Source organism: Streptomyces sp. NPDC101178 (assembly GCF_044767965.1).
In the GTDB taxonomy this organism is placed as follows: domain Bacteria; phylum Actinomycetota; class Actinomycetes; order Streptomycetales; family Streptomycetaceae; genus Streptomyces.
This window is the reverse complement of sequence record NZ_JBIWOZ010000006.1, coordinates 482,661-501,327: the sequence shown is the minus strand read 5'-3', so window position 1 is coordinate 501,327 and position 18,667 is coordinate 482,661. Positions and strand designations below refer to the sequence as shown.

Genomic DNA, 18,667 nt, shown 5'->3' with positions numbered 1-18,667 from the left:
CCCGGGAGCTCAGGCCGCCGGTGCCGTCAGCCGTCCGTCCAGCCGCCGCACGGCGTCCCGGAAGGACCGGCCCATCCCCAGCCGCGCGACCCCCAGCACCGAGCGGAACGGGCCCGTCCCGTCGGCGGCGAAGGTCCACCGCACCCGGGTCCCGGTCCCGTCCGCGGTGAGCCGCCACTCCTCCACCAGGGCCCGCAGGCCCGGCGCGTTCGTCTCGTCGACCCGGTAGGCGTACCGCTCGCCCGGCTCGGCCGCCACGATCGTCTCGCGGAACCGGATCCCGCCGCGCAGCCGCACCTCCCGGCCCGCGCCCCCGTCGGTGGGCGTGGCCCGGGTGACGGCGGTGAACCACGAGGGCCAGGAGGCGACGTCCTCCGCGAGCGCCCGGTAGACCACGTCCGGGGACGCGGACACCTCGGCGGCGAACACCAGGCGTATCGGCGCGGAGTCGATGAACTCCATTCCTACGGTACGGAGTCGGCGTGCCATCGCCTGCACCTCCCGGTGGTCTGCGCGTATGGGGAGGCACACCCTAGCGGCCGGGACGTCAGTTGTCTGTACCACTGCCGGCCGCCGGCTGCCGGTCCTCACCACCGCCGGCCACCGGCTCCCGGCCCTCCTTCCGCGCCCGCGCCGCGGTCCTCGCGGCCTCCGCGATGTTGCGGGCCATCCCGCCGAACACCACAGCGTGGAACGGCGACACGCCCCACCAGTACGCATGGCCGAGCAGACCCTGCGGGTGGTACAGCGCGCGCTGCCGGTAGAGCGTGCGCCCCTGGTCGTCGGAGGCCACCGACAGCTCCAGCCAGGCCAGGCCCGGCAGCCGCATCTCCGCGCGCAGCCGAAGCAGTTCGCCCGGCTTGATCTCCTCCACCCGCCAGAAGTCCAGTGAGTCCCCGACCCGCAGCCGGTGCGCGTCCCGCCGCCCGCGCCGCAGCCCGACCCCGCCGACGATCCGGTCGATCCAGCCGCGCACCGCCCAGGCCAGTGGGAAGGAGTACCAGCCGTTCTCACCGCCGATGCCCTCGATCACCCGCCACAGGTCAGCCCGGTCCACCGGCACGGCCAGCTCCCGCTCGTCCCGGTAGAGGCTGCCGCCCGCCCAGTCCGGGTCGGTGGGCAGCGGGTCGCTCGGCGCGCCCGGCAGCGAGGCGGAGGACCAGCGGGTGTCGACCCGGGCCTCCTTGATCCGCTGGAGCGCCAGCCCCAGTGCCCGGTCGAAGCCGATCGGCCCCTCCGGCGGATCGGGGACGTACTCGACGATGTCGTGCTCCCGGCAGACCACCTCGTGGCGCAGCGACTCCGCGAGCGGCCGGGCGATCGAGCGCGGGACCGGGGTGACCAGCCCGATCCAGTGGCTGGAGAGCGTCGGGGTGAGCACCGGGACCGGCACGATCACCCGCCGCGGCAGCCCCGCCATCCGGGCGTACCCCTGCATCATGTCCCGGTACGTCATGATGTCCGGGCCGCCGATGTCGAAGGTCCGGTTCACCTCGGACGGCAGGGTCGCGCTCCCCACCAGATAGCGGATCACATCCCGTACCGCGATGGGCTGGATCCGGGTGGAGACCCAGCTGGGCGTCACCATCACCGGCAGCCGCTCGGTCAGATAGCGCAGCATCTCGAACGAGGCGGACCCCGAACCGATCACGATCGCCGCCCGGAGCACCGCCGCCGGTACTCCGGAGTCCAGCAGGATCCGCCCGACCTCGGCGCGCGACCGCAGATGCGGCGACAGCTCCTTCTCCGGCACCCCTTCCGGGGTCAGTCCGCCCAGGTAGACGATCCGCCGCACCCCGGCCGCGCGTGCCCGCTCGCCGAAGTTCCGGGCGGCCCGGCGGTCGGTCTCCTCGAAGTCGGAACCGGAGCCGAGCGCGTGCACCAGGTAGTACGCCACGTCGACGTCCCGCATCGCCTCGGTCAGCGAGTCGGCGTCGGTGACATCGCCGCGCACCACCTCGACCCGGTCCGCCCACGGGTAGTCGCGCAGCTTCCCGGGCGTCCGGGCCAGCGCCCGGACCCGGTGGCCGGCGTCGAGCAGCGCGGGCACCAGTCTGCCGCCGATGTAGCCGGTGGCGCCGGTGACCAGGCAGCGCAGCGGCGTCTCGACGGGGCCATCAGTTACGTCGGGTTCTTCCGGAAGATCCGTCACCTGTCCGAGTCTCGCACCTGATGGCGTACGAGGTCGGGACGAGGACTCCGTACGGCGGAGCGCGCGCCCCCGAAGGCTCAGCGCACCGCTGCCAGCGTCCCGCCCTCGCGCAGCCTGGCCGTCAGCTCCACGGAGGCGTCGCGCGGCGCCCGTACCGCCAGTGTCGAGCCGCCCGCCGTGCCCCGCACCTGGCCGGTGGCCTCGATCCGGTCCACCGCGCGGCTGCCCGCGGCCAGCACGTACCACCGGCCGGAGGCGGCCTTCCAGTGCGTGCCCGCCAGGATGTGCTGGCCGAACCGGCTGCACAGCGCGGTGTTCTTCCGGTCGGCGACCACCTCGGCGGGGTCGGTGGGGGAGGCGGCGGGCTTGAGGAACTGCACCAGGACCCGGCCGGGGCCGCGCCAGGTGTCGGCGCGGGTGCAGAGCCAGTCGGCCGACGCCCCGTCCTCGGGCAGCCGCTGCTCGGCGAACGCCCAGTTGTTCACCGCCCGGATCCCCGAGCCCGACAGCGTCCGCAGCGAACACGCCGTACGCGCCCAGGCCAGCAGCGCCTCCGGGCTCGTGGCCTCGCGCGGCTGCCGGGCGGGTGCGCCACTGCCGGGCTTCGGCGTGTACGTCAGATGCGCCGGGGTCAGGTCGCCCAGGTCGGTCACCAGGAACGCGTGCTTCTCCACGATGCGCTCGGAGGAGCGCAGCTGGAGCACCGGCCAGGCGTCGCAGCCGCCGCCCGCCGCCGGGCGCTCCACCGCCGCGGTGATCCCGTCCGGGCCCACCTCCAGCGGCCGGCCGGGCGTGTCCGGCGCGAGCAGGTCCCGGGTGGTGGTCTCGGAGATCCAGGGCGCGAGCAGGAACCGCGCCTTCTCGCCCGTACGGCTCATGACCACCGCCGCGCTCGTCGTCACGTCCGCGTCATCGGTCCGGGCGAAGTCGAGCGCCGCTCCGCCGCCCGAGAGCGGCTCCGCGTACCGCACCACCCGTACGCCACCGTCGTGGAGCAGTACCACGGCCGCCCCGTCCACCTCGCCCGCGAACAGCAGCCGGGGCGGCTGCGCGGGTGGCACGTCGGCCGTGCCCGGGGTGGTCGACACCTTGACGTCCTCCGACGGCTCGGACCAGGCCCGCAGCGCCCGCCCGAGCAGCTCGTCGTCGCCCTGCCGGTCACCGCGTACCGGCCAGGCGGTGAAGTCGATGCGCGAGGTGTCCGCCCACTGCTCCGCCGCCGTACGCAGCAGGGCCGCCGGGTCGAGCACGGGGACCGTCACACCGGCTCCCGGGGCCTCCTCCCGTACGCCCTTCTCGGCGGCCACCGCGAGCGTGCCCGCCACCACGCAGACCACCGCCGCCAGGCACACCGCCCGCGTCCGGTGCCTGCGCCGCAGCAGATCGCTCGGCCGGGTCTGCACGGTGCACGGGTCGAACTCCCCGGAACGCAGCAGCGCTTGGGCTCCCGCCCGGTCCGGCCTCCCGATCCGGCCCGCCCCGCGCACCGCCCCCGCCGGATCGGCCACCCCCGCCTCGGCGAGCAGCGCCCGCACACCGGACTCCGGCAGCCCGTCCAGCAACTGGAGCGCGAACGCGGCCCGTACGGCACCCGGCACCGCCGACAGAGCCCGGTCCAGGGCCAGTTCGTCGACGCCCCCCGCCCGGGGGAAGAGCCGCAGCCCCCACACCACCGGGAGCGTCGGCCGCAGCGCGGCGGGCGCCGGGAGCCGACCGGGCCACCAGCGGGGCCTGCGCTCGTGCGCCAGGGCCGTCCGCAGCACCCGCAGCCGCATCGAGGCGTACGGGGCGCTCGCAGGCGCCTTGGCCCGCTCCGCCTCCGAGGAGCGGCGGGACTGCGCGGGCACCTGGGCCGGGCGGGCCGGCGCGGTCCTGGTGACGGGCAGCGCCCGTTGCACGGCAGCGTGCGCGGCCAGGACCCTGCGGTGCCGGCCGAGCGAGGGCGGCAGCACGACGTAGGCGAGCCTGACCAGGCGCGGATAATGCTCCACGAGTGCGGCCTCGGCCTGCTTCACGGCCAGGGGCTCGCTCGGTGCGGAGGCGGAGTGTCGCGTCGGTTGATGGATCGGCATGAGTGGGGTGCCTTCCGGGGCCGGGGCCAGGAGTGTCATACCGACAAACGAGTCAATCGTGTGACGGTCACATCACCCCTGTCGCTCGCCGCCCCCGGACGGCCGCTACGCCAGGTCCAGCAGCTCGTCCAGCACCCCGCCGAACAGCCGCCGCCCGGCCGAGGCCAGCAGCGGATCACCCCAGCGGGGCACCAGCCGCACCCGCAGCTCCTCCACCCACACCACATGGGAACCGGAATGCGTCGGCAGCACGTCGATCGAGGCCCGCCCCAGCACCACAGAGCCGCGCTTCTCCAGCAGGCAGATCCCGGCCCGGCCACCGGAGGGCGGCGTCCAGCGGACGACCTCCATCGGGTCGTCGAAGGCCAGCGGACCGGCCCCCGTACGGGCCGTGAACACCGTGCCGACCCTGGTCGGCGGCCCGCCCGCCACCGTGATGGCGGTCAACGGGACACGCTCGGCGTGCCGTTCCCAGTCGGTCACCCGGCGCCAGGCCTCGGCTGCGGGGAGAGGGGAGAAGCGCTCGATCCGGAAGACGGCCATTCCCCGATCGTAGGCGGTGTGCGGCCACCCGAGCGGAATCCGCCCGGCCGCGCCCCAGGGGTCAGCCGGGGGAGACGGTCTCCTCGGGCGACTCGGGCGACCCGCCCGCCACCACCAGGCCCGGCAGGTGCTCGCCGATCTCCTCACGCAGCCCCGGCGCCAGCCCCGCGTCCGTCACGAAGGTGTCCACCTCGTCCAGCGTGGCGAAGGAACTCAGTCCCACCGTGCCCCACTTGGTGTGGTCGGCCACCACCACGACCCGGCGCGCCGACCGGACGAACCGGCGATTGGTCTCCGCCTCGGCCAGGTTCGGCGTCGACAGGCCCGCCTCGGCCGAGATGCCGTGCACGCCGAGGAAGAGCAGGTCGAAGTGGAGCGAGTCGATGGCCCGGTCCGCGACCGGCCCCACCAGCGAGTCCGACGGCGTCCGCACCCCGCCCGTCAGCACCACCGTCGCCGTCCCGGGACGCGCCGCCCGGCCGGACGCGGGCCGCTGCGCGTCGTGGAACACATCGGCCACCCGCACCGAGTTGGTCACCACCGTCAGATCCGGTACGTCCAGCAGATGCCGGGCCAGCGCATACGTCGTCGTGCCGCCGGAGAGGGCGATCGCGCTGCCGGGCTGGGCCATCGCCGCCGCCGCCCGCGCGATGTCCTCCTTGGCGCTCAGCTCCAGCGCCGACTTCGCCTCGAAACCGGGCTCGTGGGTGCTCGCCTCGACCACCGGGACCGCGCCGCCGTGGACCTTCTCGATGACCCCCTGCCGGGCCAGCGCGTCCAGATCCCGACGGATCGTCATGTCGGAGACGTTCAGCCTGCGGGTCAGCTCGTTGACCCTGACCCCGCCGCGCCTGCGCACCTCGTCGAGGATCAGCGCACGTCGCTGCTCCGCGAGCAGGTTCTGATTCTCGCTCAACGCGGTCGCCGGTCCTTCCCTCTGCCGTACGGTCCGCAGCGGTCTGCGAGACACGCTCATCCTGCCACGCAGGCATGTCCGGCGTACCACCTGGGGAGATTCCGTGAGACCGCTCACGCACCCGCCCCGCCTCCGGAATTCTGGGGCCGGGCCGGAGCCCCCCGGGGGCCTGACACCCTCACGGCTCTCCGCACACCTTCCGACCGACCCCTGTCATGTCTTCGCCGGCCCGTGCGGCCGACGCGCCCGAGAGAGAGTTCCGCTTTGGCTCCTGCCGTCCCGCCCCCGCCGCAGAACACCGGGGCAGCACTGGAACTGCTGGTCCACGGCGTCGGAGGCGCCACCCCGCAGGAGATGCTCGGCGATCCCCGTACCGTCCGGGTCACCGGTGACGCGACCGCCGCCGTCTACCGGCGCACCGAGGACGCCGACGGCGAGCAGCACCCCGAGCGCTACCGGGACGAGCCGGTCGCCGAGGCGTACTGCTGGTCCGGGCTCACCTCCGGTAACGGCTCCCGCGCCCTGTGGCTGCTGCTCCTGCCGTTCATGGTCGTCAACCTCGCCCACTGGATGCGCCCCACCGCCACCGGCCGCCGCCGCGCGGTCCGGCTGTACGGCGTGGTGGTGCGGCTCGTCGCGCTCAGCCTCACCGTGCTGTTCACCGCGGCCGCCTGCGAGGTCGCGCTCGACCTGGTGGCCTGGCAGTGCGCGGGCACCTCCGCCTGCTCCGAACGCCGCTCCTGGCTCGGCTTCCTGTCGAGCCATCAGGGCGGCTGGTGGTCCCAGCCCGGACGGCGCCTCGCGCTGGCGGCCGTCGTGCCCGCCGCTCTGGTGGGGCTCCTGTGGTACCTCTCCAACCGGACCTGGAGCGCCTACGAGTCCCAGAGCCCGTTGGACGCCACGGACGCCGACGGGAGCGACCCGGACGGGACCGAGGAGGTCCACGGGCCCGGCGCGCAGGGCATCGCCGACGATCCGGAGTCCGCCAGGCCGGTTCCGCCGGCGCTCAGCAGGCCCGGCTTCTGGTACGGCCGCCGGCTCGTGTCCCGGCTCCGCGCCGCGCACACCGCCGCCGGCTTCCTCACCGTCGCGGCCTTCGTCATGGGGGCCGCGGCCCGCCACGACCGGACCGTCGGCAGCTCGGTGCCGCCGGTGTTCGGCCTGGTCATCGAAGCGGCGCTCCTCCTGTGCGCCGTGGTCGCCGTGTGGGTCGTCTGCCGCCGGGGCCGCAGCGAGAGCGTCCGGGACACCCGGGTCGACGGCGCCCTGATCACGTACCTGCCGGGCTCCGCGCTCGCCCTGCTCGGCCTCGCCGTCGTGCACGCCGGCTGGTCACGTCCGGAGTGGGTCTCCTCCGGCAGCCTTTCCGGCGAGACCACCTTCCGGCTCCTCGCGCTCGGCCAGGGCCTCCTCGTGGTGATCATGGCCCTGGTCGCCCGCAGCCTCTACCGGCGCGCACCCGAACCCCGCACCACCCTGTACGGGCTCGGCGGCCCGTCCGTCGCCATGCTGGCCTGCGCGCTCGGCGGCGTGATGACCGGCGGCGTGGCCCAGCGCGTCGCCGACTGGCTGGACGGCCCCGGCACCCCGGGCACGGGACGCGGCTCCATCATCGAGGGCCCGCCCGTCCTGCTCAGCTGGCAGGCCTCCGTCATCCCGGTGCTGCTGCTCCTGCTGCTCGGCCCGGTCGTCTTCCTCGTCGTCCGCACCGCCCGCCGGGCCCGCCGCATGGGCCCGGCCATCGAGGCCGAGTACGCCCCCGAGCCGCCCGACCGTGCCCGCACCCGGCGCATCGCCCGCATCCGCGCCACCGCCGGCCTCACCGACTCGGCCCCCTGGATCATCGGCGTGGTCTCCGCCGCCACTCTGCTCCTCGGTTCGGCGGCCGTCGTCGGCTCCTGGGCCAGCGGCGAGGTGCCCGGCCTCGCGACGGACGGCGCCGCGGCGCCCGTCGAGTCGTTCGCCGAGGCCGCCCAGTCGATGGGCTCCTGGCTGATCGGCTTCGGCTTCATCCTGTTCGTCGCGAGCGGCCGCCGCGCCTACCGGGACGCCTCCGCCCGGCGCACCATCGGCATCCTCTGGGACGTGGGCACCTTCTGGCCGCGCGCCTCCCACCCCTTCGCCCCACCGTGCTACGCCGAACGCGCCGTCCCCGACCTGGCCTCCCGGATGAGCGCCTGGACGGCGACCACCCAGGGCCGGCTCATCATCTCGGGCCACTCGCAGGGCAGCGTCCTCGCGGCCGCCGCGGTCTGGCAGCTCCCGGACTCCGCCCGCCGCCGGGTCGGGCTGCTCACCTACGGCTCGCCGATCGAGCGGCTGTACGGTCGCTGGTTCCCGTCCTACTTCGGGCCCGTGCCCCTGCTCGGCCTGAACCGCTCGGTGCACTGCTGGCGCAACCTCTGGCGGGCCACCGACCCGATCGGCGGACCCGTCCGGCTGAGCGCCGTCCCCGACCCCGGCGTCGACCGGGGTCCGCTGAAGGACCCGCTGGCGTACGGACGTACGACCGCGCTCCCGCTGCCCGAACCGATCCTCGGCCACTCCGACTACCAGGCCGACCCGGTCTTCGCCACGGCACGCGGAGCCCTCCTCGAAGAGCTCGGCCCGCGACTGCCCCGGCAGGGCGCGGACACGCTGGAGAAGGGTCAGAAGAGCTCGGGGAGGTCCTCCGGGTAGAGCAGGGTCAGGTCGTCCGTGCTCGTCTCGGCGAGCTGGGCGACCCGGCCCGCGTGCCGCTCCACCATCGACTCGAAGGTCTGCCGGGCGGTGCGGCCGTTGCCGAAGGCGGGGCCCTTGGGGAGCGCGGTGAAGTACTTCAGCAGCGCCTCCCCGGTCCCGTCCGCCAGGCTGTACTCGTGCTCCTCGGCCTGCTGCCCGACGATCCGCAGCAGCTCCTCCGGCAGGTAGTCGTGGAAGGTGATGGTCCGCGAGAAGCGCGAGGCCACCCCGGGGTTGACGGTGAGGAACCGCTCCATCTCGTGGGTGTAGCCGGCGACGATCACCACCACCGCGTCCCGGTGGTCCTCCATCAGCTTCACCAGCGTGTCGATGGCCTCCCGGCCGAAGTCGCGGCCGGAGTCCTCGGGGGAGAGCGCGTACGCCTCGTCGACGAAGAGCACTCCGCCGCGCGCCCGGTCGAACGCCTCCTGGGTCCGGATCGCCGTCGAGCCGATGTGCTCACCGACCAGATCGACCCGGGACACCTCGACCAGGTGGCCGCGCTCCAGCACGCCGAGCGAGGCCAGGATCTCGCCGTAGAGCCGGGCGACCGTGGTCTTGCCGGTACCGGGGGAGCCGGTGAAGACGAGGTGGCGGCGGACGGAGGCGGCCTTGAGCCCGGCCTCCGCGCGGCGGCGGCCCACCTCGATCATGTCGGTGAGCGCCCGCACCTCGCGCTTGACGCTCTCCAGCCCCACCAGCGCGTCCAGTTCACCGAGGACCGCCGCGGAGTCCCGGGCGGGCTCGGCGGCCGGGACCACCGGTTCGGGCTCCGCGGTCCGCCGGCCGGGCATCGTGTTCAGCAGGCCGGGCGTGGACTGGGTGGCCGTCAGCACGGCGGGGGCCGGAGCCGGTGCCGTACGCAGACCGCTCTCGTCGCTCGTGCAGTCCGTGACCACCGGGCCCGACGTACCGGAGCCGTCGCCGCCTTCGGGGAACTCGTAACCGCCGCGCGCGCACCGCTCGGTGCGGCAGCGGGTCAGCGTGGTGCGGCAGCCGTCCATGACGTGGAAGCCGTACCCCTCGCTGCCGGTCACCCGGCAGCTGTCGAAGGTGCCGCGGCCCTCGGCGGAGACGTAGAACCCGGCCTCGGCGGGGTTGGTGACGGTGCACCGCTCGATCACCGGGTCGGCGCCCTTGGTGACGATGACGCCGGTCTGGGCCGTGTCGATGGTGCAGTTGTTCAGCGTGCCGCCGCTGCCGTGGTCGCGGAACCAGGCGCCGGTGGAGGTCTCCCGGATCCGGCAGTCGTCCAGCTGCGCGGTGGCGCCGTCGCTCACCGAGACGGCGGTGTTGCGGATCTGCGTGAGGTCGCTGTCCACCACGTCGGCGCGCGAGCCCCGGTCGAGGACGAAGAGGGCGTCCGGCACGTCGTGGACCCGGCAGGCGTCCAGTATCACCGTGGCGCCGTCGCTGACCCAGACCGCCGGATAGTCGCCCGTACTGTCGTGGATCTCGCACTGGTTGGCGTCCACGCGCGTGCCCGGGTCCCAGACCGAGAGGCCGTTGCGGCCGAAGCGGCGGACCGTGGAGCGCGTCAGCGTCAGCACCGAACGCGACCGCAGGTCGATCGCGTTCTCCGGAATGTCGTGGATGTCGCAGTCGGCGAGCGTCAGCACCGCGTCGGTGTCCAGCGTGACGCCGTCGCCCGAGGTGCGGTGCACGGTGCAGTCGGTGAGGTGCGCGGTGGCGCGGGCGGTCACCTGGACGCCGCTGCCCTTGACCTCGTACACCTCGCAGCCGATCGCCTCCAGACCGCTCCCCTCACCGGTGACGCCGATGCCCGCGCCGGAGGAGTGGTGGATCCGGCAGCGGTCCAGGCGCGGATGGCCGCCGTCGCGGACCGAGACGCCGGACTGCCCGGCCGAGACGACCTCGCACTCCTCGAAGACGCCGCCGGCGCCGTCCAGGACGGCGATGCCGACCCCGGCCGGATTGTCGACGGTGCAGCGCCGCACGGTGGGCCGGGCCGCACCGCGTACCTCGATGCCGGCGGCGGACCGGGTCACGATCCGCAGATCCGTGAACTCGGCGGTGCCGTCCTCCACCAGGAGCGCCGGAGCGGCGGAGTCCTGACCCTCGATGTGCAGATCCTGGATGATCGCGGAGGCGCGGACCGTCAGCGGTACGCCGTCGGCCGGCGCGATCCGCACGGAGCCGACCGACCCCTCGGGGCCGCGCAGGGTCACCGCGCGGTGGACGACGAGGTTCTCCCGGTACGTTCCGGGCGCGACGGTGAGGACGTCGCCTTCGGCCGCCGCTTCCAGGGCCGCGGAGAGGGAGGCGTACTCGCCCGTGCGGCGGCGCCATCGCGATGTGCCGGTGTGCGTCACCTGGACCGTGCCCTGTGCCATGGAGTTGCTCTGCCCCCACCTCGTGCTGTGATGCCTCGGGTCGTGCTGTGGTGCCCGGGTCCGGCCGTCCTGGTGTCGAAGGACGCGGACGCGGTCGGACCACCGTAGCGCGCGGGAGGGGCGGGAGTTGACGAGTCGCGGTGCTGGTGCCGGCCGCCCGGCCCCGGCGGTCAGCTGCCCGTTCCGGCCCGGCCCCAGTCGGGGCCCGCCTCGGCCCACTCCCGGTCCCACTGCGCGTACCGCCGTCGCACCAGGCGTCCTACGGCGGACCGTCTGCCCGCCTCGACGCACCCGGCGGCGAGCAGGAACGCGCCGGCCCCGCCGGACAGCGCGTGCGTGCGGGCCGCCTCGGCGTCCATCGGCGGCCGTACGGGAAGGCCCGCGCCGTCCGTCCAGATCCGCACCGGCGCACCCGGCTCCCGCGCCCGCGACCCCGTGGTGACCTCGCCGGTGCGTGCGGTGCCGTCCGGCGCCCGCCAGGCCGCCACCACGGTGGAGCGCCCGGACCCGTCGTCCGGGTCACCGGCGAACCGCCGTGCTTCCGGTGCCGGGCCCACCACGACCGCGGTCACGGCCCGCCGCTCCTCGTGCTGGACCCGTACCTCCTGCCGGAGTGCGGCCTCGGCGAGCGCACCGCCCGCCCAGCCGGCCGCCGGCGCGCCGACCGCAAGGAGTGCCAGCGCGCCGAGCGTCACCCACGCCTCGTGGCGGTCGGTGGCGCGCAGCAGCGGATTGCCCCGCCCCCGCAGGACCGCTCGTATCGCCCCCACCCCGGTGTTCCTCCCGTCCGGACTTCCCCGTGTCCCCGCGTCCTCGTGTCCCGCGTCCTCAGTCGAGGACCGTGACGGGGTCCCCGACCCGGATCACCCCGGTCCCGTCCGGAATCAGATTCTGGCCGAAGAGCAGCTGGTTGCCGACCCGTCGGTGCCGGGCCAGCGTGAGCAGCGGCTCCCGGCCGCGCTCGGCGGTCCGCTGGTCGGTGGTGGTGATCACGCAGCGGCCGCACGGCTTCACCACGGAGAAGCGCACCTCGCCGATGGCGATCCGCCGCCAGCCGTCCTCGGCCCAGGCGTCGGTGGAGCCGATCACGACGTTCGGCCGGAAGCGGTCCATCGGCAACGGTCCCTCGTGCGGCCGGTCGCCCGCCGCGATCAGGTTGTTGAGGGCGTCCAGCGAAGCGGTGGTGGTGAGCAGCAGCGGATAGCCGTCGGCGAAGGAGACCATGTCGCCGGGGCGCGCGTACTGAGGGTCGACGGCTCTGCGGCGCGCCGGATCGTCGAGATGGACGAGCCGGGCCTCCGTGCCGAGGACCTCACCGAACCAGTCGTGCGCCTCGGCCGCCGCCTCTGCGACCGTGACGGTGTCCCGGTGCAGCTCCACCTCGGCCGGCCGCTCCGGACCCGGCACCGCCACCCGCAGCGGCGGATGGCCGGGAGCGGAGAGGGCGATCCCGCCGTCGGCCAGCAGCACCGCGGAGATCCGCGCCATGAAGGGCTGCTGACGTTGGGTGATCACCCGGGCCGCCTTGTCGACCAGCATCCAGCGGCGGTCGCCCTCGAGTCCCCATGGCTCGACGGCGGCCTCGTCGGATGTCTGGACGCCCAGCGATTTGACCGGGTAGCGGTGGACGGACCGGAGTGCGGGATTGGCCATGCGCCCATCCTGCCAGCCGATCTTCCCCGCTTACGCCTGGCTTTCCGCGGCGTCCGCCGTGGTCGGCGGGTCAGTACCCCCGGCCCTGGTACGGCCGGTTGTACGGGTCCTCGTACGGCGACGGGGCGGGCCGCGGCGAGGCCGGGCGCATCGACTCGTAGCCGGTGCCGGGCGCGGGACGCTGCGGCTGGGGCTGCTGCGGATAGCCGCGGACCGCGGAGGGCTGCTGCGGGATGTACGGCGCCGGCGCGCTCTGCAGCCCACCGCCGTACATCGGCGCGCTCTGCGCGGGGGCCTGCTGGTACTGCGGCACCGGCTGCTGCTGCGGATAGCCGTAGGAGCCGGTGTGCTGCGACGGCGCCGCGGGGAGGGCCGGCAGCGCCGACGGCAGGGCCGGCAGGTAGCTGCTGGAGGTGTCGTACGCGGCAGGGACGCGGATCGGTGCGATCTGCGGGGTGCCCCGCTCCGCGACCAGGGAGTCGTAGATCGGAGTGTCGGGGAACGACGCGGCGTAGTAGCCGCCGCCGAAGGCGGAGCGAGGGGAGGTCATGGCACCTAAGTTAAGCCCACGATGTGCCGGTTGGGGAGCCCCAATCTTAGGCTCATCCGATTTACGCGGGTTCTGTGGGCCAGGAGTGTCAAAACATCGCTAATCGTTCGCCAATCAGGTGGCTTTCCACACGGCTGCCGTTGTCAACGAGAAGTGGCAGCCGGGCTACAAAGGGCGACGTGCGGCCTCTTCGCGGAACGGTCATCCGGGCCCTCCGGAAGGAGATACGGGCTCGCGAGAAGGCGATACGGGCCCTTCCGAAGGCGATACGGGCGGGGCATTGCCGGCGCGGGGATGCGGCACACCTCACCGGGTGATCACCGTGCGGCCGGTCCTGGAGACGCGTACACCTGACGGCTTCGGCCTCTGGCCCGTCGCCGGGACCACGGAGTCCCGCGACGGCCTCCTCGGCTTCGGCCGCGATCCCTGTCACCGGTCGAGCGCATCGGCGACCGCCTCCGGCTCACCGCCGACGCCGAGCGGAGCGGCAGCCCGGAGATCGAACTGCCCGCCTCCGAACTCCGCCGCCTGCTCAGCGGTGTCGAGCGCGGCCTGACCGCCTTCCTCGCCCTGGCGGCCGACCGGTCCGCCACGTACCTGCCCGGCCAACAGGCTCCCGTCACCGCCGCCCTCGCCCGCGCTCGGCCCAGGGCCCGGCGGATCAGGGCCGGACACACCCCAGGGACGCGTAATTCAGCCGATCGACCCGCGACTTGGGCCGCCGTCGAGTTGTGCGGCGGCGACCGGATTTCCGAACGGTCGAATGCCCGAGTGGTGAACTGAGCGCAGATGTAAGCCTGTTGCGACCTGAACCACCCGGGTCTCCACGGAAGTCCGGGAAGCGCGCCGGGTCTACGCGATCATGGCCGGATGAAAGCACAGTTCCTCGGCATACCCGAGCTGACCGAAGTCCCGTCCGTAGCGGTCGTCGTCGACGTCATGCGCGCCTGCACCGTGGCCGCCTGGGCCTTCGCCCGGGGAGCGGAGAAGATCGTGCTCGCCGAGTCGCTCGACGAGGTCCTGTCGCTCAAGTCCCGCCACCCGGAGTGGGCGGCGCTCAAGGACGGCCCGCCCGCGCCCGGCTTCGACGCCGTCAACTCGCCGGGCCTGCTGCGCTCCCTCGACCTCGGCGGCCGGACCGTCGTGCAGAAGACCACGGCCGGGACGGTCGGCGCGCTCGCGGTGAAGGACGCGTCGCTGGTGCTCTGCGCCGGGTTCGTGGTGGCGGAGGCCACGGCCCGGGCCCTGCGGGCACGGGCGGCCGACAACGTCACGTTCGTGGTCACCGGCGAGGACGGGCGCGCCGAAGAGGACCTGGCGTGCGCCCAGTACATCGCGCGGCGGGTCACCGAGGACGGGACGGACGCGGCCGAGTTCCTCCGCCGAGCCGGTGACTCGCGCGCCGCCGTCGAGCTGGCACAGGGCGTCCGCCAGGGTGTCCACGCCGACGACATCGCCCTCTGCCTCGAACTCGACCGGTTCCCCTTCGCCATGGTGGCGGCGCTGGAGGACTCCCTCATGGTCCTGCGCCCCTGCCCGGGCGTGGGATAGCCGTCGGACCGATTCCCGTGCCGGCCCGGTGGAGGGATTAGGTTGTGGGGCAAGGCCTGCGGGCAGCCGGAACCGTGATGGGGGCGAGCATGACCATGCAAAAGGGAACCAACGTTCCGGTGCCGGCGGGCACCGTGCGCGTCGAGCTGGGATGGCGGGCCGCCGCGGGCGCTCCCGATGTCGACGGCTCCGCACTCCTGCTGCTGTCCGGCAAGGTCCGCACCGACGCCGACTTCGTCTTCTACAACCAGCCGGCCCACGCCTCCGGCGCCGTCCGCCACGAGGGCAAGCGGACCGCCGGTGACGGGGTCACCGACACCCTCCTCGTCGACTTCGGCCGGGTGGAGCCCGCGATCGACCGCATCGTCGTCGCGGCCTCGGCGGACGGCGGCACCTTCGGCCGGGTCAGCGGGCTGTACGTACGGGTCGTCGACGCGGCGGGCGGCGCCGAGCTGGCCCGCTTCGACGCCACGGACGCCACCGTCGAGACCGCGTTCATCCTCGGCGAGCTGTACCGGCGCCAGGGCGCCTGGAAGTTCCGCGCGGTCGGGCAGGGCTACAGCAGCGGGCTCGAAGGCCTGGCCACGGACTTCGGCATCTCGGTCGACGAACCGCAGCAGGCCGCCGCACCGCCCGCACCCAGCAGGCCCGCCGCACCCGCCCCCGTACCGCCCACGCCTCCCGCCCCCACCCCGACGCTCCACGCCGCCCCGCCCGCCCCTCCCGTGCCGCCGGCCCCGGCGCCTCCGCAGCCCGTGCGGCTCTCCAAGGTCACGCTGACCAAGGAGGCCCCGTCCGTCTCGCTCGCCAAGCAGGGCGGCACCTCCGGCGCGCTCCGCGTCAACCTCAACTGGGAGGTGCGCAAGCAGTTCAAGGGCTGGGGGGCCAAGCTCGGCCGGGCCGTCGCGATGCACGGCGATCTCGACCTCGACCTCTGCGCGCTGTACGAACTCACCGACGGCCGCAAGGGAGTGGTCCAGGCCCTCGGCAACGCCTTCGGCTCGCTGGCCCAGCCGCCCTTCATCCACCTCGACGGCGACGACCGCACCGGTGCGCTCTCCACCGGCGAGAACATGACCGTCAACCTCGACCGCAAGGACCTGCTCCGCCGCGTCCTGATCTTCGTCACCATCTACGAAGGCGCCCGTAGCTTCGCCGACCTCCACGCCACGGTCACCCTCCAGCCGCAGAACGGCGCGCCGATCGACTTCTCCCTCGACGAGTGCACCGTGCCCTCCACGGTCTGCGCGCTCGCGCTGATCACCAACAACGGCGGCGACCTCACCGTGCAGCGCGAGGCCCGCTACCTCGTACCGCAGCGCGGTGTCAGCCCGCAGCGCACCATCGACGCCGCTTATGGCTGGGGCATGAACTGGACGCCCGGCCGCAAGTGACCGGCCCGCCCGCCCGGCCGGAGAGCTGCCTCCACGGCGTCACCGGCCGGGCGCGGCCCCCGCAGTCCCGTCCGGATCCGGCCGGGCATAGGTGCGGCCCTTCCACGCGGCCCCGCGACCCCGGTAGTGCCGCACCGCCGAGTCCACCGTCATCAGCAGGTACAGCACCGCCGTCAGCGGCAGCAGCGGTCCGAGCCACGGCGACTGCCGGTAGTACGCCAGCATCGGCAGGTACGTCGCCGTCATCACCGCCCACGCCGCGCCACCCGCCCAGGCCGCCACCTCGTCACCCGTCGCCAGACCCGCCGCCAGGGTCGCGGGCGGTGCCACGTACACGAGGAGCAGCCCCGGCACCGTCCCGGCCAGCAGCAGCGGACTGTGCCGCAGCTGCGCGTACGCACTCCGCGCCACCATCCGCCACAGATCCCGCAGCCCCGGATACGGCCGCACGCTGTCCACCCGGTCCGCCAGCCCCAGCCAGATCCGGCCGCCGCCGCGCCGCACCTCCCGCGCCAGCGACACGTCGTCGATCACCGCCTGCCGGATCGACTCCGGGATCCGCGCCCGCTCGGCCGCCTCCGTCCGCAGCAGCACACAGCCGCCCGCCGCGGCGGCCGTACGCGACCGGGCCCGGTTCACCCGGCGGAACGGATAGAGCTGCCCGAAGAAGTAGACGAACGCGGGCACCACCAGCCGCTCCCAGAAGCTCTCCACCCGCAGCCGTGCCATCTGCGACACCAGGTCGTAGCCGTCCGGCCCTCCGGTCCCGGCCGCCGCCACCAGATCCCGCAGGCTGTCCGGCTCGTGCGCGATGTCCGCGTCCGTCAGCAGCAGGAAGTCCGGCTTCCGGAGCCTGGCCAGCGCGATGCCGTGCCGCAGCGCCCAGAGCTTGCCCGTCCACCCGGCCTCCGGCTCCCCGGGCTCCACCACGGTCAGCGGCAGCCCGCCGAAACGTGCCGCGAGCTCGCGGGCCAGCTGCCCGGTGCCGTCGCCGGAGCAGTCGTCGACCAGGATGATCCGCGCCTCGCCCGGATAGTCCTGGACCAGCAGCGACGGCAGGCTCACCGGCAGCATCTCCGCCTCGTCGCGGGCCGGTACGACCACCGCCACCGACGGCCAGCGCACCGGGTCGGTACGCCGTGGCAGCCGCTGGTCGGTCCGCCAGTAGAAGCCCTGCCCGAGCAGCAGCCACACCCACGCGATCAGGGAACCCACGGCGATCCAGGCAACGGCGCTCATTGGCCGCAGTCTGCCCCACCGAGCCCGGTCCGCAAGGGCTGTCGGCTAGGGTGACCGGGTGAAGATCGCGCTCATGGACTCCGGAATCGGCCTGCTGGCGGCAGCGGCCGCCGTTCGCCGGCTGCGGCCCGACGCCGAGCTGGTCGTCTCCTCGGACCCCGGCTCCATGCCCTGGGGCCCGCGTACGCCCGAGGACGTCACCGCCCGCGCGCTGGCGGTGGCCCGCGCCGCCGCCGCCCACCGGCCGGACGCGCTGATCGTCGCCTGCAACACCGCCTCCGTCCACGCCCTGCCCGCGCTCCGCGCCGCGCTGGAACCCGCGCTGCCGGTCATCGGCACGGTCCCGGCCATCAAGCCCGCCGCGGCGGGCGGCGGCCCGGTCGCCATCTGGGCCACCCCGGCCACCACCGGCAGCCCCTACCAGCGCGGGCTGATCGCCGAGTTCGCCGGAACCGTCGACGTCACCGAGGTCCCGTGCCCCGGCCTCGCCGACGCCGTCGAGCACGGCGACGAGGCCGGCATCGACCGCGCCGTCGCCGCGGCCGCCGCCCTCACCCCACCGGGCGTACGGGCCGTGGTCCTCGGCTGCACCCACTACGAGCTGGTCGCCGACCGTATCCGGGCCGCCGTCCAGCAGTCCGGCCACCCGCCCCTCGTCCTGCACGGCTCCGCCGGGGCCGTGGCCGCGCAGGCGCTGCGCCGGATCGGCGCCGCACCCGACCCGTCGGCCGCGCCCTCCGGCACGCTCACCGTCCTGCTCGCCGGCCGCCCCGGCACCCTGCCGGAGCCCGCCCTGGCCTACGCGGAGGGCCGCACCCTGCAGTCGGTCGCGCCAACCCGCTGACCTGCGGCTCTCCGCCGATCCGCACCGCGCGCAAGCTCCGTACCCCCGGTGGCCGCTCCCGGGCCGGTCGGCTTGATCATGGGTACGCTGCGGATATGACGGACCACTCCGGGAGCACGCACCACGGCTCGACACAGGCACCGTCCACCGTCTGGACCGGCCGCGCGACCAACCACACCCAGTGGCTCCTGGCCCTGGCGGGCGCGGGCTGCATGGCTCTGGGCATCGAGCTCGCCGTGGTCTCGCCCTGGTCCTCCGGGATCGCCCCGCTGCTGATGTCCGTCATCGGCTGCCTCGCCGTCGGCCTGCTCATCCTCTTCGGGACGCTCGCCTTCGTCCATGTGGCCGTGAAGGTCGACGGCGACGCCCTGGAGGTCCGCTGCGGCCACGCCGGGCTGCCGCGCCGCCGGATCCTGCTCGACCATGTGGTCGGCGCGGAGTACGTCCCCAAGATCAACCCGCGCCAGTGGGGCGGCTGGGGCTACCGCTGGCGGCCCGAACAGGGCACCGCCGTCGTCGTCCGCAAGGGCGAGGGCATGGCGCTGCGGCTCGGCGACGGCCGCACCTTCACCGTCACGGTGGACGACGCGGAGACCGCCGTACGGTTCATCCGCGCACGCCTCCACCTGCCCGCGCGCGCCGACCGCGACCGCGACTGACCTCGGGGGATCCCCACAG

Annotated in this window: 16 protein-coding genes; 5 read left to right on the top strand and 11 right to left on the bottom strand. The window is 74.3% G+C overall.

The window, feature by feature from the left end; all coding sequences use genetic code 11:
• Positions 1–9: 9 nt before the first annotated feature.
• From ACIRR8_RS20360 to ACIRR8_RS20340, 5 genes are all read right to left on the bottom strand, one after another.
• Positions 10–489: an SRPBCC family protein gene (locus tag ACIRR8_RS20360; RefSeq protein WP_404066498.1), complete on the bottom strand. Its 480-nt coding sequence runs from the start codon at positions 487–489 to the stop codon at positions 10–12.
• Positions 490–547: 58 nt separating this feature from the next.
• Positions 548–2,152, bottom strand: a complete 1,605-nt coding sequence (locus ACIRR8_RS20355; protein WP_404066495.1) for an SDR family oxidoreductase — start codon at positions 2,150–2,152, stop codon at positions 548–550.
• Positions 2,153–2,229: 77 nt separating this feature from the next.
• Entirely contained in the window at positions 2,230–4,224 is a 1,995-nt protein-coding gene (locus ACIRR8_RS20350; protein ID WP_404066493.1) for a hypothetical protein, read from the bottom strand.
• A gap of 105 nt (positions 4,225–4,329) precedes the next feature.
• Positions 4,330–4,767 carry an SRPBCC family protein gene (locus tag ACIRR8_RS20345; RefSeq protein WP_404066490.1) on the bottom strand — a complete coding sequence of 146 codons (438 nt, stop codon included), beginning with the start codon at positions 4,765–4,767 and terminating at the stop codon, positions 4,330–4,332.
• Between the two features lie 61 nt (positions 4,768–4,828).
• The gene (locus ACIRR8_RS20340) at positions 4,829–5,683 is read right to left on the bottom strand and encodes a DeoR/GlpR family DNA-binding transcription regulator (RefSeq protein ID WP_404066488.1); all 855 of its coding nucleotides are present in this window, start codon (positions 5,681–5,683) and stop codon (positions 4,829–4,831) included.
• 264 nt (positions 5,684–5,947) lie between these two features.
• Here ACIRR8_RS20340 and ACIRR8_RS20335 point away from each other — a divergent pair, with 264 nt between their 5' ends.
• The gene (locus tag ACIRR8_RS20335; protein ID WP_404066485.1) at positions 5,948–8,362 is read left to right on the top strand and encodes a hypothetical protein; all 2,415 of its coding nucleotides are present in this window, start codon (positions 5,948–5,950) and stop codon (positions 8,360–8,362) included.
• On the opposite strand, the gene ACIRR8_RS20330 is transcribed toward ACIRR8_RS20335, so the two are convergent.
• The 5 genes from ACIRR8_RS20330 to ACIRR8_RS20310 form a co-directional block, all read right to left on the bottom strand.
• Positions 8,332–10,758 (bottom strand): right-handed parallel beta-helix repeat-containing protein, encoded by a 2,427-nt coding sequence (locus ACIRR8_RS20330; protein ID WP_404066482.1) that lies wholly within the window; start codon positions 10,756–10,758, stop codon positions 8,332–8,334. The two genes, ACIRR8_RS20335 and ACIRR8_RS20330, sit on opposite strands and share 31 nt — an antisense overlap.
• 170 nt (positions 10,759–10,928) lie before the next feature.
• The gene (locus ACIRR8_RS20325; RefSeq protein WP_404066479.1) at positions 10,929–11,528 is read right to left on the bottom strand and encodes a hypothetical protein; all 600 of its coding nucleotides are present in this window, start codon (positions 11,526–11,528) and stop codon (positions 10,929–10,931) included.
• Positions 11,529–11,586: 58 nt separating this feature from the next.
• A complete protein-coding gene (locus tag ACIRR8_RS20320) occupies positions 11,587–12,411 on the bottom strand; it encodes an MOSC domain-containing protein (RefSeq protein ID WP_404066476.1) in 825 nt (274 codons plus the stop codon).
• A gap of 70 nt (positions 12,412–12,481) precedes the next feature.
• On the bottom strand, positions 12,482–12,961 hold the full coding sequence (locus tag ACIRR8_RS20315) for a DUF6643 family protein (RefSeq protein ID WP_404066473.1): 480 nt from the start codon (positions 12,959–12,961) through the stop codon (positions 12,482–12,484).
• Between the two features lie 429 nt (positions 12,962–13,390).
• Positions 13,391–13,570, bottom strand: a complete 180-nt coding sequence (locus ACIRR8_RS20310; protein ID WP_404066471.1) for a hypothetical protein — start codon at positions 13,568–13,570, stop codon at positions 13,391–13,393.
• A gap of 261 nt (positions 13,571–13,831) precedes the next feature.
• On the opposite strand from ACIRR8_RS20310, the gene ACIRR8_RS20305 reads away from it, so the two are divergent.
• Positions 13,832–14,512 carry a 2-phosphosulfolactate phosphatase gene (locus tag ACIRR8_RS20305; RefSeq protein ID WP_404066468.1) on the top strand — a complete coding sequence of 227 codons (681 nt, stop codon included), beginning with the start codon at positions 13,832–13,834 and terminating at the stop codon, positions 14,510–14,512.
• Positions 14,513–14,589: 77 nt separating this feature from the next.
• Positions 14,590–15,906 (top strand): TerD family protein, encoded by a 1,317-nt coding sequence (locus ACIRR8_RS20300; RefSeq protein ID WP_404066465.1) that lies wholly within the window; start codon positions 14,590–14,592, stop codon positions 15,904–15,906.
• Between the two features lie 39 nt (positions 15,907–15,945).
• On the opposite strand, the gene ACIRR8_RS20295 is transcribed toward ACIRR8_RS20300, so the two are convergent.
• Positions 15,946–17,145, bottom strand: coding sequence for a glycosyltransferase (locus ACIRR8_RS20295; protein ID WP_404066462.1), 1,200 nt, complete (start codon positions 17,143–17,145; stop codon positions 15,946–15,948).
• Between the two features lie 58 nt (positions 17,146–17,203).
• Between ACIRR8_RS20295 and ACIRR8_RS20290 the strand changes: the two genes are divergently transcribed.
• Together ACIRR8_RS20290 and ACIRR8_RS20285 are read left to right on the top strand one after the other, a co-directional pair.
• Positions 17,204–17,989, top strand: a complete 786-nt coding sequence (locus tag ACIRR8_RS20290) for a glutamate racemase (protein WP_404066460.1) — start codon at positions 17,204–17,206, stop codon at positions 17,987–17,989.
• 95 nt (positions 17,990–18,084) lie between these two features.
• Entirely contained in the window at positions 18,085–18,648 is a 564-nt protein-coding gene (locus ACIRR8_RS20285; protein ID WP_404066457.1) for a hypothetical protein, read from the top strand.
• The last annotated feature ends 19 nt before the right edge of the window (positions 18,649–18,667 follow it).